Source organism: Pantoea sp. X-Soil-ISGK-421, assembly GCF_059730785.1.
On sequence record NZ_AP035979.1, the window covers coordinates 1066668 to 1081097 of the forward strand.

A 14430-nucleotide genomic window follows, 5' to 3' on the forward strand; every position below is an offset into this window, starting at 1 on the left:
GTGGCTCCTGTTTATGACGATGATTTAGCAGACGGTGATTCTGGCGCAGCTTTGGCATCGTCGGAGACTTCTTGTGGCGTCACCTGCGCACCGGGTTTGGCACGCTGGATACCGGTGGTGATCACCCGATCGCCTTCTTTCAGACCTTCCGTCACCAGCCATTTGTCACCAAATGCCTGATTAGCGGTGATATTACGGGATTCCACTTTGTTATCCGCGCCCACCACCATCGCTGTTGCCTGACCGGTTGGGGTACGTGTGACGCCCTGTTGCGGTACCAGCAGTGCGGTTGGGTTGGTGCCTTCATCCAGACGTGCGCGAACAAACATACCTGGCAGCAGGCGATTGTCCGGGTTCGGGAAGATGGCGCGCAGCGTGATCGAACCTGTGGTTTCATCCACGCTCACATCAGAGAATTCCAATGTGCCAGTCTGCGGGTATGCGTTACCGTTTTGCATCAGCAGGGTGACGTTGGCCTTACCGTCGTTCTGTTTCAGCTGACCGGACTCCAGCTCTGCGCGCAAACGCAGGAAATCATCACTGGATTGGGTCACATCGACATACATAGGATCGAGCTGTTGCACGGTGGCGAGCGCGGTGGTTTGCCCATTGGACACCAGTGCTCCTTCGGTCACCGACGATTTACCAATACGACCGCTGATCGGCGACGTCACTTTGGTATACGCCAGATTGATGCGCGCGGTTTCGACGTTGGCACGCGCAGCTTGTGCGGCGGCAGCGGTTTGGGCTGCAGTGCCTGCTGCGGTGTCATAGTCCTGCTGACTGATGTACTTCGTACCCAGCAGCGGCTTGTAGCGAGTAATGGTTAACTGCGCGACGCGGGCATTGGCTTCAGCCTGAGCTAAATCGGCTTTGGCACTGTCGTATGCCGCCTGATAAGTGGCGGGATCGATCTGATACAGCGACTGACCGGCTTTTACATCACTACCTTCAACAAAATTACGCTTGAGAATAATCCCCGACACCTGAGGACGCACTTCCGCAACGCGGAAAGCCGAGGTACGACCCGGCAGCTCAGTGGTAATTTTCAAGGGTTCGTTTTTTAACGTCACAACACCCACTTCTGGGGGCTGCTGCTGGGCGGCTTGCTGGGATTTATTATCATCACATCCTGTTAACACAAAGCTGCCTGAAAGCATCAGGACGGCCGCCAGAGGCGCTAATCCTCTGTTTTTATTCATAAATAAACCTCTAGTGTCCGATATCAAATGATCAATGGATCACAAACCGATAAACCCATTGCTGCGTTAAAACACGGGTCGTGCTATGGTACATACATTCACAAATGTATGTAAACTTACAAGTTTGTAAAAAAAGCCCAGCATGGCACGAAAAACCAAAGCGCAAGCTCTTGAAACACGGCATCAAATTCTTGACGCCGCACTAGCACACTTTTCCGAACACGGTGTGGCCGCCACGTCTCTGGCGGATATCGCATCAGCGGCCGGCGTCACGCGCGGGGCTATTTACTGGCATTTCAAAAATAAAGCCGATCTCTTACAGGAGATCTGGCTACGTTGTGATGCTGGGCTGGACGATGTGGAACTTGAGTATCAGACAAAATACCCGGGCGATCCACTTTCTGTTGTACGTTCAATGTTGATCTATATCCTTGACGCCACAGCAAAGGATCCGCAAAGACGCGCATTAATGGAGATTATCTTTCATAAATGTGAGTTTGTTGGTGAAATGTCGACCTTACAGGATATGCGTCAAAGCTTACTGCTGGAGTGTTACGACCGCATTGAAGTGGTGCTTAAAGAGTGTATTGAGGTGGGACAATTGCCCAGCAACATCAACACTCGCCAGTCTGCGCGCCTGATGTGTGGCTACATCAACGGCATGATGGAAAACTGGTTATTCAATCCACAGGCCTATGATTTGGCTGCTGATGCACCGCAGCTGGTGGATGCGTTTCTTGATATGCTGCGCCTCAGTCCAACGCTCACCACCGGGCCACGTTAAGCTGCATCTTCCGCGGCTTTCTTTTGTTGATAATCACGCTGAACGATCGCCAGCGCCGCCAGTACCGTGGCGGTGGGGACATTATTCTCTTCAAGCAGTTGAATCAAATCGACGGCAAGTTTGATTTCGTCTGACGCGCTGTCCAGTGACATTATTTCTCCTAAATACGTAATTTCGCCGCAACCAGCAGCATTAATAGTGCGCCGAGCAGTGCAGTGGCGAAACCGGCAGGATGCCAGGCGGCAAGATCGCCCGTGGTGAAGTAGGTGGCGATATAACCGCCTATTAACGCGCCAATCACAGCCAGCATCAGCGTCGGCACAAATCCTCCCGGACGGCCAGGAAAAAACACCCGCTTAAGCCAACCTGCAACTAAGCCAATCGCAATCCAAAAAAGCAGCGTCATGTTTTTTCTCCTTTTTCTCACTGCAACGAGTATAGAGGAAAAAGCGTCGCGTTTAGCGTGGCATAGACGGCAACTCGAGTTTGTAAATAGCGGCGCGGCAGCGTGCCAGACGCTCCTGCAACTGATCAACTTCGCGAATCAACTGCTGCTGAACGCTCAGGGTTTCGGCGCGGGCCAGATGCTGCTCGCGTTGCTGAATCATTGCCAGTAAGCGCTGTTCGAAGCCTTGATACTCTTCACGTTTGGTCTGGCGTGCATCGATGCGTGGACGCTCGCGCTTCACGCGCAGTTGCTGACTGTGGCATTCACGCTGCAACGCGGCAATCTGATCCATCACTTTCTCTGCCAGCCATTGGCGGCGCACCACATCGGTGTCGGCCGCAGTTAATTGCGTAACGTTGCCCTCCAACTCGTGCAGATAATCCGCCAGACGCGTACCGCGGGTGCGAAACAGTTGGGAATCAAAACGGGGCTGGCGACAGACACCATCCGGCTGCTGCGCAATTTGCTGGCGCAGTAAATCTAACAAGGCGTGAAGACGCTGCTGTGCGGACGGTTGGGGCATCACTCTGTTTCCGACTGTGTTAACGTAACGCTGTTTTGACTCATTCAGGCATCGGGCATGCAGCGCATTTTATTACTGAGCCTTGGCTGGCTGGCGATTGTGCTAGGTACGCTGGGCATTGTATTACCTTTATTACCTACGACGCCATTTGTGTTGCTGGCGGCCTGGTGTTTTGCCCGATCGTCACCGCGTTTTCATCACTGGCTGCTGTGGCGATCGCCGTTTGGCCGCTATATTCGCCACTGGCAGCAGCATCGTGCTATGCCGCCCGGCGCAAAAGGCCGCGCCATGTTGCTGATTGTGATTACCTTTTCAATCTCCCTTTATCTGGTGAATCTGCTGTGGGTGCGCATTCTGTTAGGCGTTATGCTGTGTCTGCTGCTGCTTTTTATGTGGCGTATTCCGGTAGTGGCAGAAAGCATCAACCCACCGCAACAGTAGCGCGAGGGTTGCATTTAGCCGGGTATTTGCATAGATTTGGGCATCTTCGTGCGTGGCTTCCCTTATAAACGACTTCGCTTAACCCGGTTTCCGGGGTTTGGCGCTAGAGAAGCTGCGCGTATTAGATATTTTCTCCAGGCGTAACATTTATGACCGCAACTGCGCAGCAGCTTGAACTCATCAAAAACAGCATTAAAAGCATTCCTGACTATCCGAAGCCGGGCATTCTGTTCCGTGACGTCACCAGTCTGATGGAAGATCCGCAGGCATATGCCGCGTCGATCGCCATTCTGGTTGAGCGTTATCGTAACAAAGGCATCACCAAGGTGGTGGGAACGGAAGCGCGCGGCTTCCTGTTTGGTGCGCCCGTCGCGTTGGGTTTAGGCGTGGGTTTTGTGCCGGTTCGTAAGCCAGGCAAATTGCCGCGTGAAACCTTCAGCGAAAGCTATGAGCTGGAATACGGCACCGATGCCCTGGAATTGCATAAAGATGCCATCAAGCCGGGCGATGTAGTGTTGGTGGTGGACGATCTGCTGGCAACCGGCGGCACGCTGGAAGCGACCGTGAAACTGATCCGCCGTGCCGGGGGTGAGGTCAAAGACGCCGCATTCGTGATTAATCTGTTTGACCTGACCGGTGAAGCCCGCCTGACTGCCATGGGCGTTGAGTGCTTCAGCCTGGTGAATTTCCCCGGCCACTAAGGCCTGTGCGCTCCGCTGTACGGCGGGGCGCCACCTCTGCAAAGTTAGTGGTTGCTGATCCGCTTGTGGCTGTTAAACTACTGCCAAAATAAACAGGGTTTGCGAAGCTGCATTTTCTCCCTTCTCCCTAAATTCCAGTGATTGAATCCACATGAGCTATCAGGTACTTGCGCGAAAATGGCGTCCCCAGGCCTTCGCTGACGTAGTCGGTCAGGAACATGTGCTGACTGCGCTGGCCAACGGATTGTCACTGGGACGAATCCATCATGCTTATCTCTTTTCCGGCACCCGCGGCGTTGGGAAAACCTCGATCGCCCGTCTGCTGGCGAAGGGCCTTAACTGTGAAACCGGTATCACTTCGACGCCTTGTGGGCAATGTGATAACTGCCGCGAAATTGAGCAAGGTCGCTTTGTCGATCTGATTGAGATCGATGCTGCATCACGCACCAAAGTTGAAGATACGCGCGATCTGCTCGATAACGTGCAATACGCGCCGGCGCGCGGTCGCTTCAAGGTCTATCTGATCGATGAAGTGCACATGCTGTCGCGCCATAGCTTTAATGCGCTGCTAAAAACGCTGGAAGAGCCGCCATCACACGTTAAATTCCTGCTGGCGACCACCGATCCGCAGAAGTTGCCGGTGACGATCCTGTCACGTTGTCTGCAATTCCATCTCAAAGCGCTCGACGTTGAGCAAATTCAGCAGCAGCTGGCGCATGTTTTGCTGCAGGAGCAAATTGCCGCTGAACCGCGTGCGCTGCATCTGCTGGCGCGCGCCGCGGATGGCAGTATGCGTGATGCGCTCAGTCTGACCGACCAGGCCATTGCCATGGGGCAGGGCAGCGTCACGCGTGACACCGTGGCGCAAATGCTCGGCACGCTTGACGATGAACAGCCGCTGGCATTGATTGAGGCGCTGGTGGAGGGGCAGGGCGAACAGGTGATGGCGCTGCTGAATCAGGCCGCATCGCGTGGTGTTGAGTGGGAAGCGTTGCTGGTAGAGATGCTGCGTTTACTGCACCGCATTGCGATGGTGCAGTTGTTGCCGAGCTCGCTCAGCGAGGACGATCTCAGCCAGGCCGATCGTCTGCGCGAATTAGCGCGCGTGCTGCCACCGGCCGACGTGCAACTCTATTACCAAACGTTGTTGATGGGACGTAAAGATCTGCCGCTGGCACCGGATCGTCGCCTTGGCGTGGAAATGACTTTGCTGCGCGCGCTGGCGTTCCATCCGCAGGCGGCGATTGCAGAGTCGGTGGCGCGTCCAACGTTGACGCCACAAGCCGCTCCGCCAGTCGCGGCACCACAAACAATGCCGAAAGCCGCGCCTGCGCCTGCTGCGCAGCCGCAAATGGCGCCGCCAGTCAACGACGCGCCGCCCATGTCAGATGATTATCCTGACATGCAACCCGCGCCCGATGCGTTACCCGATTCCACCAGCCAGTTATTACAGGCGCGAACGCAGTTGCTGCGTCAGGGAGCCGGCAAAGCAAAAAAGAGTGAGCCGGCAGCGCGTTCCGCGCGGCCGGCGAATCCGGCGCTGGAACGTCTCGCTAGCGTCACAGAACGTGTGCAGCAGCGTGCGTCTGAACCCGCGGTAAAAGCACCGGCAAAACCGGAAGCCTATCGCTGGAAAACCCAGCTGCCGGTTGAGGTTAAAGCGGAACCGGTGGCGACGCCAAAAGCCTTGCGTTCCGCGCTGGAGCATGAGAAAACGCCTGAGCTGGCGCTGCGTCTGGCGGAAGAGGCGCAGCAGCGCGATGCATGGGCCGCAGAAATCGCGGCGCTGACGCTGCCGAAACTGGTGCAGCAGGTGGCGCTTAATGCGTGGAAAGAGGTGGGCGAAACCGGCATTACGCTGCATTTGCGCAGCAGTCAGCGCCACCTCAATTCTGCCTCTGCGAAGCAGGCGCTGACGGAAGCGCTGAGTCAGTCTGCCGGTCAGCCGGTTGAATTGACCATTATTGAAGACGATAATCCTACGGTATTGACGCCACTGGAGTGGCGTCAGGCCATTTATGAAGAGAAGCTGTCGCAAGCGCGGCAGTCGATCGAAAGCGATACCCATATTCAGACATTGCGTCGATTCTTCGATGCCGATTTGGATGAAGAGAGTATTCGACCGGTGTGAACATGCTGCCGCGCGTCAACTGCGCGCAGCCCCAGCAGAGAGAGAAAACTATGTTTGGTAAAGGCGGATTGGGCAACCTGATGAAACAGGCCCAGCAGATGCAAGACAAAATGGCCAAAGTTCAGGAAGAGATCGCCGCGATCGAAGTGACCGGTGAATCAGGCGCTGGCTTGGTTAAAGTAACCATCAACGGTGCGCACAACTGCCGTCGTGTCGAAGTCGATCCTAGCTTGCTGGAAGATGACAAAGATATGCTGGAAGATCTGATCGCTGCGGCCTTCAACGATGCGGCACGTCGTATTGACGAAACGCAGAAAGAGAAGATGGCTTCCGTATCGAACGGTATGCAGCTGCCACCTGGCTTCAAGATGCCGTTCTGATGCAAACCAGTCCACTGCTTGAATCTTTGATGGAGTCGTTGCGCTGTCTGCCGGGCGTTGGCCCAAAGTCGGCGCAGCGCATGGCTTTTCAGCTGTTGCAGCGCGATCGTAGCGGTGGCATGCGTCTGGCACAGGCTTTGACCCGCGCCATGTCGGAAATCGGCCACTGCGCCGATTGCCGTACCTTCACCGAGCAGGAAATCTGCACCATCTGCGCCAATCCGCGCCGTCAACAAAACGGCCAGATTTGCGTGGTGGAGAGCCCGGCTGATATCCACGCCATTGAGCAGACCGGCCAGTTTGGCGGCCGCTACTTTGTGCTAATGGGCCATTTGTCTCCGCTGGATGGCATTGGTCCGCAGGATATCGGGTTGGATCGGCTGGAGCAGCGTCTGGAGCGCGAAACGTTAACCGAAGTGATCCTCGCCACCAATCCCACGGTGGAAGGGGAAGCCACGGCCAACTATATCGGCGAACTGTGCGGGCAATATGGCGTTGATGCTAGCCGCATTGCGCACGGTGTACCGGTTGGCGGTGAGCTGGAGATGGTCGATGGCACCACGCTGTCGCACTCGCTCGCCGGACGCCACAAGATTAAATTCTAATCACTTGCCGATGTCTTCGCGGACATCGGCTTGAAATCCTCTGCTTCATCCCCATTTCTCTCTCAACGTATCATCAACAACCCCGATTCAGTTGAGGTAGCAATGACCATGAAAGGACAAGAGACGCGTGGCTTCCAGTCAGAGGTAAAACAACTTCTGCACCTGATGATCCATTCACTCTATTCAAATAAAGAGATTTTCCTGCGCGAGCTGATTTCCAACGCTTCAGATGCCGCCGACAAACTGCGCTTCCGCGCGCTGTCGACGCCCGATCTGTACGAAGGCGACGGCGACCTGCGTGTACGCATCTCGGTCAACCCGGAAAACCGCACGCTGACCCTCAGCGACAACGGCATCGGTATGCGTCGTGATGAGGTGATTGAGAACCTCGGCACCATCGCCAAGTCCGGCACCAAATCTTTCCTCGAATCCATGGGTTCCGACCAGGCAAAAGACAGCCAGCTGATCGGCCAGTTCGGCGTTGGCTTCTACTCCGCTTTCATCGTGGCGGATAAAGTCACCGTGCGCACCCGCGCTGCCGGCGCCAAAGCCGATGAAGCGGTGTTCTGGGAATCAGCCGGTGAAGGCGAGTACACGCTGGCGGAGATTGAGAAGGCCGATCGCGGTACCGAAATCACGCTGCACTTCCGTGAAGGCGAAGACGATTTCCTCGATGCGTGGCGTGTGCGTAACGTGATCAGTAAGTACTCCGATCACATCGCGCTGCCGGTTGAGATTGAAACCAAAGACGAAGAGAGCGGTGAAAGCAGCTGGGAAAAGATCAACAAAGCCCAGGCGCTGTGGACCCGCAACAAGTCTGAGATCAGCGACGACGAATATAACGAGTTCTACAAACATATCGCCCATGATTTTAGCGATCCGGCGATCTGGAGCCACAACCGCGTGGAAGGCAAGCAGGAGTACACCAGCCTGCTGTACATTCCGGCGCGTGCGCCGTTCGACATGTGGAACCGCGACAGCAAGCACGGTCTGAAACTCTACGTGCAACGCGTGTTCATCATGGACGACGCCGAGCAGTTTATGCCGAACTATCTGCGCTTCGTGCGTGGCCTGATTGATTCCAACGACCTGCCGCTGAATGTGTCGCGTGAAATCCTGCAGGACAGCCGTGTTACTCAAAGCCTGCGTGCCGCACTGACCAAGCGCAGCCTGCAGATGCTGGAAAAACTGGCGAAAGACGATGCAGAGAAATATCAGCAGTTCTGGAAAGAGTTCGGCCTGGTGCTGAAAGAAGGCCCAGCCGAAGACAACGCCAACCAGCAGGCGATTGCCAAACTGCTGCGCTTTGCCACCACGCAGAGTGAAGGCGCCGAGCAGACCATTTCGCTCGATGATTACCTGAGCCGTATGGTGGAAGGTCAGGACAAGATTTACTACATCACCGCCGACAGCTATGCCGCCGCGAAGAGCAGCCCGCATCTGGAACTGTTCCGCAAAAAAGGCATCGAGGTGCTGCTGCTCTCCGATCGCATCGACGAATGGATGATGAGCTACCTCACCGAGTTCGACGGCAAAACCTTCCAGTCAGTGAGCAAAGCGGATGATTCGCTGAGCAAACTGGCCGACGAAGAGACCGACGAGCAGAAAGAAGCGGAGAAAGCGCTGGAGCCGTTCGTTGAGCGCGTGAAATCCCTGCTGGGCGAGCGCGTCAAAGAGGTGCGTCTGACGCATCGTCTCACCGACACGCCAGCGATCGTTACCACCGATGCCAACGAAATGACTACGCAGATGGCGAAATTGTTTGCTGCGGCCGGTCAGGACGTGCCGGAGGTGAAGTACATCTTCGAAATCAACCCGGATCATACGCTGGTGAAACGCGTGGCCGATACGCAGGATGAAACGCACTTTGCCGAATGGGTGGAGCTGCTGCTTGATCAGGCGTTGCTGGCCGAGCGCGGTACGCTCGACGATCCGAACCAGTTTATCCGTCGCATGAACCAGCTGCTGACGGCATAAACCGCGCCAAACTCGAAGGTCGCCATTCATGGCGACCTTTTTTTTATCTGCTTTTATATCTGCGCCTGATCCCGCAACCAGTCGCGGAACAACGTAATCTCTGCATCGTGTTGACGCGAAATCTTGGTCATCATCAGGGTGGCGCGATCGACACGCACAAAGCCCAGCGGCGCTATCAACGTCCCGTCATTCAACTCCTGACGCACCAACAAGCGCGGCGCCATAATGACACCCAAACCATTTCTCGCCGCCTGAATCCCTAACGTCAAATTGTCGAAATGCTTGCCGATCCAGAAATTGCCACGCGCATCGCTGGTTTTCGCCCATTCAGCCCACGCATGCAGCCGCGTATCGGCGTGCAGTAAAGGCAATGAGGCGAGATCCTGCTCGCTTTGAAAACGTGCCGCAAACTGCGGCGCGCACAGCGGGCCGATATAATCATCGCTAATTAACGTGACATCGATGTCATCATCCGGTGATTGCTCAGCGCTGAGGATCAGCACGTCGGTGTGCTCGCTGCGCAGTTGGTCGATCTCCACCAGCGGCTGAAACTGCACTTCAATATCGGGGTAGCGCTGATAAAAGCTGGCGATGCGCGGAATCAGCCATTGAGCAAGAAAGCTGGGCGCACAGGAGACGCTGAGATGATGGCGCATGCCGGTACGAATGCTTTCGCAGGTGGTGGAGAGTTCGCTAAAGGCTTTCTGACAACTCACCAGCAGACGTTCACCGTGTGAGGTTAATTTGACGCGTCCATTGGTGCGCACAAACAGTGGCTTTCCCATCCAGCTTTCCAGCTGCCGAATCTGATGGCTGATGGCGCTGTGGGTCACATGCAGACGCTCGGCCGCAACGCTAAAACTGCTATACAGTGCCGCCTGATGGAAATAGTGCAGTGCCCGTAACGATGGAAGCGCGGTCATACTCGTCCCCTGTGTAAAAACCTAACAGGGATTGTCAGTTTATATCATTTTAATGTCCAGCCGCATTGGCCTAACCTTTCCCCCTGATTCTGGCGGGTTGACGGCTCAGCCTCTCTGTGTCGTGTGCCGAACCTCATTGCCACGCTTCACCTACCACACAGCACAATAACAAGAGAAATATCACGCGATGGCTCCACAACTGGCTACTGCGGCGCGCGATAAGCTTCGCGGCTTGCTTTCACGTCATTACCGGCTTGAAAATTACGATCTCTTCTTTGCGCCTTCATTGCACATCGCTCGGGTACTGCTCTCCCAGTTATTTCTGCGTCAGGAGCAGGCGCGCAATCACACGCGTTACGCCTCACATCATCCGGTGAGCGAACTCAACGTGCTACCTGCTTTGCCGATGACGGCGGGTAACATTGCCCTGGTGGATCATGTCGATATGCAGCAAGGCCGCGTTAAGACGCTGAGCGAATGCCAGAGCCAGGGCGTGACTGATGCATCGGAGTCGTTTGCCACCCAATTGCATAAACGCCTGGTGAGCGATGCGCGGCTTTTTGTGGCACGGCTTGATCGTCATGCCGCGTTATGTAGTGATCTGGTGTTGATCGCCCTGCGCACCGCAGATTTCAGTACGCTGGTGCGCAGTGAATTGCGACTGTTTGAGCAAGGATTAGCGCTGGGCGCGGGACCAGAACAGGCGCTGGCGATGATGGAGGATAGCGCATGGCGTCCCTTCAACATCGCCACAGTAGAAAGTATCGCGCTCGATTCGCCGATAATACTGCACTCCATTCAGCAACCCGGTTTGCCGTTTGCCCTTTTTCCTCTGCCGAATGGACTGAATGCGCATCAACTGCCCCAGGATATGCAGGTTCTGCCCGATCAGGCGCGTTTACGCCTGCGCGCCAACGTGCGTGGCGGGGTCAACAAATACCAGAACGTGACGCCCGCACTAAAAAAACGTCTGAAAGACGTGCTGATGCTTAGCCGTGATTCCTAAAAACGGGCACTCTGCTGGTATTTACTGTCAAAGCAGGTCAAAGTAGACCTTTCATGGCGAGCGCGCCCGTTTCCTTGTGGTGTGCGGGTCATAATGGTATGTTCTTCGCCTTCTCAGATTGAACAATGCGATTCGCAAGGGGAATTACGCAATGCGTATTATTCTGCTCGGAGCTCCGGGCGCAGGTAAAGGCACTCAGGCTCAATTCATCATGGAGAAATACGGTATTCCGCAGATCTCCACGGGTGACATGTTACGTGCGGCAGTAAAAGCGGGCACGGAACTGGGCCAACAGGCAAAAGCGATCATGGATGCCGGTAAACTGGTGACTGACGAGCTGGTGATTGCGCTGGTTAAAGAGCGTATCGCGCAGGAAGACTGCAAAAACGGTTTCCTGCTCGATGGCTTCCCACGCACTATCCCGCAGGCTGACGCTATGAAAGAAGCGGGCATCAAGGTTGACTATGTGCTGGAGTTTGCCGTACCGGACGAGCTGATTGTGGATCGTATTGTCGGTCGTCGTGTCCATACGCCATCTGGCCGCGTTTATCACGTCACCTACAATCCACCGAAAGTGGCAGGTAAAGATGACCTGACCGGTGAAGAGCTGACCACGCGTAAAGATGACCAGGAAGAGACCGTGCGTAAGCGTCTGGTGGAATACCATCAGTTGACCGCGCCGCTGATTGCTTACTACGGCAAAGAAGCGCAAGACGGTAACACCGAATATCACAAAATCGACGGCACACGCCCTGTCGCTGAAGTGAGCACGCAATTGGCCACTATCCTCGGTTAATGCGTTCTGGGGCCGGTTGTCCGGCCCTTTTGCAGCAATTGCTTTCCCCTCCCACATTTTCCGCTACAATTTCCCCCTGATTTTGCATTTGACCCATTCGTTTCGACATCAAGGAAATACAATGAGGCAAGAAAAGCCCGGGGTTCTGCTGGTGAATTTAGGCACACCAGACGCACCGACAACACCGGCGGTTAAACGCTATCTGAAACAATTCCTCGGCGATCCGCGCGTGGTTGATACACCACGCTGGTTGTGGTGGCCGATTCTCAATTTCATCATCGTGCCATTCCGCTCACCGCGCGTTTCGAAACTGTATGCTTCCGTTTGGATGGATGAAGGCTCGCCGCTGATGGTGTTTAGCAAGCGTCAGCGTGAAGCATTGGCGCAGCGGCTGGATATGCCGGTTGAACTGGGAATGAGCTACGGAACGCCAAGCCTCGACAGCGCGCTGCAGCGCTTACTGGCGCAGGGCGTCACCAAACTTATTGTGCTGCCGCTCTATCCACAGTTCTCCTGCTCAACGGTGGCTGCCGTGTGGGATGGACTCGCTACCAGCTTCAAGCCGCTGCGTTCGCTGCCCGAAGTGGCTTTTATTCGCGATTACGCTGAGCATCCGGCCTACATCGCCGCCCTGAAAGCGTCGGTTGAACGCTCGTTTGCGCAGCATGGTGAACCGGAGCTGCTGGTGCTGTCTTTCCACGGCATTCCGCAGCGTTTCGCCAATGAAGGCGATGATTACCCGCTGCGCTGCAAAGACACCACCGATGCGCTGAGCGCTGCGTTAGGCATTGCGCCGCATAAGATCATGATGACCTTCCAGTCGCGCTTTGGTCGCGAGCCGTGGCTCACGCCGTACACCGACGAAACCATGAAGAGTTTGCCGGCTAAAGGGATTAAGCACGTGCAGGTGATGAGCCCCGGCTTTGCCGCGGATTGCCTCGAAACGCTGGAGGAGATTAGCGGAGAGAACTGCGAGATCTTCCTGCATGCTGGCGGCGAAAAGTTCGAGTACATCCCGGCGCTCAACGACGATGCTGAGCACATTGAAATGATGGTGCAGCTGGTCAACGCGCGCCGTTAAGGGTGTGGCAGAGAGTGTGATATCATTCTCTGCCTGATTTTCCCTGACGGCACTCTCGATGAAATTTCCCGGCAAACGCAAATCCAAACACTATTTCCCCGTCAACGCACGCGATCCGCTGCTGCAGGCTACGCAGCAAGAGCAGGAAGAGGGCAGTTGGGTGGTGGGTATCGATCAGACGCTGGTCGATATCGAAGCCAAAGTCGATGATGACTTTCTGCAGCGTTACGGCTTAAGCGCCGGTCACTCGCTGGTGATCGACGATGCTACAGCCGAGGCGCTCTACAATGAACTGATGCGCGAAGAGCTCATCAGTCATCAATTTGCCGGTGGCACCATCGGAAATACCTTGCATAACTACTCGGTGCTGGCGGATGACCGCTCGGTACTGCTGGGCGTGATGTGCAACAATATCCAGATTGGCGGCTACGCCTATCGCTATCTGTGCAACACCTCCAGCCGCATGGATCTTAACTTCCTGCAGGGCGTTGATGGTGCGATTGGTCGCTGCTTTACGCTGATTGGCGAGCAGGGCGAACGTACTTTCGCCATCAGTCCCGGCTTGATGAATCAGCTGCAGGCTAACAATATTCCGGAAGAGGTGATTGCGGGCGCGTCGGCGTTAGTACTGACCTCCTATCTGGTACGCTGCCAGCCGGGCGAGCCGATGCCGGAAGCCACTTTGCGTGCCATCGAATATGCGAAGAAGCACAATGTGCCGGTGGTGCTGACGCTTGGCACTAAATATGTGATTCAGGATAACCCGCAGTTCTGGCGTGATTTCCTGCGCGACCACGTCTCGATTGTGGCGATGAACGAAGAAGAAGCGTTTGCGTTGACCGGTGAACAGGATCCGCTGCTGGCGTCCAATATGGCGCTGGATTGGGTGGATTTGGTGCTGTGTACCGCCGGGCCAACCGGATTGTACATGGCCGGTTTCACCGAAGAAGAGTACAAGCGCAAAACCAACCATCCACTGCTACCGGGCGCGTTGGCTGAATTCAACCAATATGAATTTAGCCGCGCGATGCGTCACAAAGATTGCCAGCAGCCGCTGCGCATTTTCTCGCATATCGCGCCTTATATGGGCGGACCGGAAAAGATCATGAACACCAACGGCGCAGGCGATGGCGCGCTAGCGGCGCTGCTGCACGACATCACCGCCAACAACTTCCATCGTCAAAAGGTCCCTAACTCCAGTAAACACGGCCGTGAATACCTGACGTACTCGTCATTGGCACAAGTGTGTAAATACGCCAACCGGGTGAGTTATCAGGTGTTGAACCAGCATTCACCGCGTCTGACACGCGGCCTGCCAGAGCGGGAAGACAGTTTAGAAGAGTCGTACTGGGATCGTTGATGATGGCATCGGTGCGCATTAATGCGCACCTTACATCTTAGGGTCGCCATTTATGGCGACCTGGCCAGGAAC

General features: G+C 55.4%; 16 protein-coding genes and 1 other annotated feature. Of the genes, 11 read left to right on the forward strand and 5 right to left on the reverse strand.

What is annotated here, in order from left to right; genetic code table 11:
• Positions 1-11: 11 nt before the first annotated feature.
• Complete coding sequence (locus tag AC6I8K_RS04820; protein WP_064740473.1) at positions 12-1202, reverse strand: efflux RND transporter periplasmic adaptor subunit; 1191 nt, start codon at positions 1200-1202, stop codon at positions 12-14.
• A 142-nt stretch (positions 1203-1344) separates the two neighbouring features.
• Here AC6I8K_RS04820 and acrR point away from each other — a divergent pair, with 142 nt between their 5' ends.
• On the forward strand, positions 1345-1986 hold the full coding sequence (acrR, locus tag AC6I8K_RS04825; protein WP_064740474.1) for a multidrug efflux transporter transcriptional repressor AcrR: 642 nt from the start codon (positions 1345-1347) through the stop codon (positions 1984-1986).
• On the opposite strand, the gene rsmS is transcribed toward acrR, so the two are convergent.
• The 3 genes from rsmS to priC are packed head-to-tail and all read right to left on the reverse strand — an operon-like array spanning position 1983 to position 2957.
• Entirely contained in the window at positions 1983-2138 is a 156-nt protein-coding gene (gene rsmS / locus AC6I8K_RS04830; protein WP_073991695.1) for a pleiotropic regulatory protein RsmS, read from the reverse strand. The two genes, acrR and rsmS, sit on opposite strands and share 4 nt — an antisense overlap.
• 8 nt (positions 2139-2146) lie before the next feature.
• Positions 2147-2392, reverse strand: coding sequence for a GlsB/YeaQ/YmgE family stress response membrane protein (locus tag AC6I8K_RS04835; RefSeq protein ID WP_483816928.1), 246 nt, complete (start codon positions 2390-2392; stop codon positions 2147-2149).
• 52 nt (positions 2393-2444) lie between these two features.
• Positions 2445-2957, reverse strand: a complete 513-nt coding sequence (gene priC, locus AC6I8K_RS04840; protein WP_064740476.1) for a primosomal replication protein PriC — start codon at positions 2955-2957, stop codon at positions 2445-2447.
• Between the two features lie 57 nt (positions 2958-3014).
• Between priC and AC6I8K_RS04845 the strand changes: the two genes are divergently transcribed.
• The 6 genes from AC6I8K_RS04845 to htpG all read left to right on the forward strand — a co-directional run bounded on the left by AC6I8K_RS04845 (position 3015) and on the right by htpG (position 9192).
• Entirely contained in the window at positions 3015-3398 is a 384-nt protein-coding gene (locus AC6I8K_RS04845; RefSeq protein ID WP_483816929.1) for a DUF454 family protein, read from the forward strand.
• Positions 3399-3547: 149 nt separating this feature from the next.
• Entirely contained in the window at positions 3548-4099 is a 552-nt protein-coding gene (gene apt, locus AC6I8K_RS04850; RefSeq protein ID WP_008103878.1) for an adenine phosphoribosyltransferase, read from the forward strand.
• A 151-nt stretch (positions 4100-4250) separates the two neighbouring features.
• Positions 4251-6230, forward strand: a complete 1980-nt coding sequence (gene dnaX, locus AC6I8K_RS04855) for a DNA polymerase III subunit gamma/tau (RefSeq protein WP_497826302.1) — start codon at positions 4251-4253, stop codon at positions 6228-6230.
• Positions 5572-5633: a sequence feature (DnaX frameshifting element), on the forward strand. (Overlaps the previous gene by 62 nt.)
• Positions 6231-6280: 50 nt before the next feature.
• A complete protein-coding gene (locus AC6I8K_RS04860; RefSeq protein WP_007886899.1) occupies positions 6281-6610 on the forward strand; it encodes a YbaB/EbfC family nucleoid-associated protein in 330 nt (109 codons plus the stop codon).
• The gene (gene recR / locus AC6I8K_RS04865) at positions 6610-7215 is read left to right on the forward strand and encodes a recombination mediator RecR (protein ID WP_064740479.1); all 606 of its coding nucleotides are present in this window, start codon (positions 6610-6612) and stop codon (positions 7213-7215) included. The genes AC6I8K_RS04860 and recR overlap by 1 nt, the downstream gene beginning before the upstream one ends.
• 102 nt (positions 7216-7317) lie before the next feature.
• Entirely contained in the window at positions 7318-9192 is a 1875-nt protein-coding gene (gene htpG / locus AC6I8K_RS04870) for a molecular chaperone HtpG (RefSeq protein ID WP_483816931.1), read from the forward strand.
• Positions 9193-9245: 53 nt separating this feature from the next.
• Here the strand turns inward: htpG and AC6I8K_RS04875 are convergent, their stop codons facing one another.
• Positions 9246-10115: a LysR substrate-binding domain-containing protein gene (locus AC6I8K_RS04875; RefSeq protein ID WP_497826303.1), complete on the reverse strand. Its 870-nt coding sequence runs from the start codon at positions 10113-10115 to the stop codon at positions 9246-9248.
• A gap of 187 nt (positions 10116-10302) precedes the next feature.
• On the opposite strand from AC6I8K_RS04875, the gene AC6I8K_RS04880 reads away from it, so the two are divergent.
• The 4 genes from AC6I8K_RS04880 (at position 10303) to AC6I8K_RS04895 (ending at position 14358) form a co-directional block, all read left to right on the forward strand.
• A complete protein-coding gene (locus tag AC6I8K_RS04880) occupies positions 10303-11121 on the forward strand; it encodes a DUF6024 family protein (RefSeq protein WP_064740482.1) in 819 nt (272 codons plus the stop codon).
• A 151-nt stretch (positions 11122-11272) separates the two neighbouring features.
• The gene (gene adk, locus AC6I8K_RS04885) at positions 11273-11917 is read left to right on the forward strand and encodes an adenylate kinase (protein ID WP_007886892.1); all 645 of its coding nucleotides are present in this window, start codon (positions 11273-11275) and stop codon (positions 11915-11917) included.
• Between the two features lie 121 nt (positions 11918-12038).
• Entirely contained in the window at positions 12039-12998 is a 960-nt protein-coding gene (gene hemH, locus AC6I8K_RS04890; protein WP_497826304.1) for a ferrochelatase, read from the forward strand.
• Positions 12999-13056: 58 nt separating this feature from the next.
• Entirely contained in the window at positions 13057-14358 is a 1302-nt protein-coding gene (locus AC6I8K_RS04895) for an inosine/guanosine kinase (protein WP_483816932.1), read from the forward strand.
• Positions 14359-14430: the final 72 nt, after the last annotated feature.

Bases quoted from the DNA above. Each gene is read 5' to 3' on its own strand.
- AC6I8K_RS04820 (WP_064740473.1), bottom strand. From the start codon at position 1,202: ATGAATAAAAACAGAGGATTAGCGCCTCTGGCGGCCGTCCTGATGCTT.
- acrR (WP_064740474.1), top strand. From the start codon at position 1,345: ATGGCACGAAAAACCAAAGCGCAAGCTCTTGAAACACGGCATCAAATT.
- rsmS (WP_073991695.1), bottom strand. From the start codon at position 2,138: ATGTCACTGGACAGCGCGTCAGACGAAATCAAACTTGCCGTCGATTTG.
- AC6I8K_RS04835 (WP_483816928.1), bottom strand. From the start codon at position 2,392: ATGACGCTGCTTTTTTGGATTGCGATTGGCTTAGTTGCAGGTTGGCTT.
- priC (WP_064740476.1), bottom strand. From the start codon at position 2,957: ATGCCCCAACCGTCCGCACAGCAGCGTCTTCACGCCTTGTTAGATTTA.
- AC6I8K_RS04845 (WP_483816929.1), top strand. From the start codon at position 3,015: ATGCAGCGCATTTTATTACTGAGCCTTGGCTGGCTGGCGATTGTGCTA.
- apt (WP_008103878.1), top strand. From the start codon at position 3,548: ATGACCGCAACTGCGCAGCAGCTTGAACTCATCAAAAACAGCATTAAA.
- dnaX (WP_497826302.1), top strand. From the start codon at position 4,251: ATGAGCTATCAGGTACTTGCGCGAAAATGGCGTCCCCAGGCCTTCGCT.
- AC6I8K_RS04860 (WP_007886899.1), top strand. From the start codon at position 6,281: ATGTTTGGTAAAGGCGGATTGGGCAACCTGATGAAACAGGCCCAGCAG.
- recR (WP_064740479.1), top strand. From the start codon at position 6,610: ATGCAAACCAGTCCACTGCTTGAATCTTTGATGGAGTCGTTGCGCTGT.
- htpG (WP_483816931.1), top strand. From the start codon at position 7,318: ATGACCATGAAAGGACAAGAGACGCGTGGCTTCCAGTCAGAGGTAAAA.
- AC6I8K_RS04875 (WP_497826303.1), bottom strand. From the start codon at position 10,115: ATGACCGCGCTTCCATCGTTACGGGCACTGCACTATTTCCATCAGGCG.
- AC6I8K_RS04880 (WP_064740482.1), top strand. From the start codon at position 10,303: ATGGCTCCACAACTGGCTACTGCGGCGCGCGATAAGCTTCGCGGCTTG.
- adk (WP_007886892.1), top strand. From the start codon at position 11,273: ATGCGTATTATTCTGCTCGGAGCTCCGGGCGCAGGTAAAGGCACTCAG.
- hemH (WP_497826304.1), top strand. From the start codon at position 12,039: ATGAGGCAAGAAAAGCCCGGGGTTCTGCTGGTGAATTTAGGCACACCA.
- AC6I8K_RS04895 (WP_483816932.1), top strand. From the start codon at position 13,057: ATGAAATTTCCCGGCAAACGCAAATCCAAACACTATTTCCCCGTCAAC.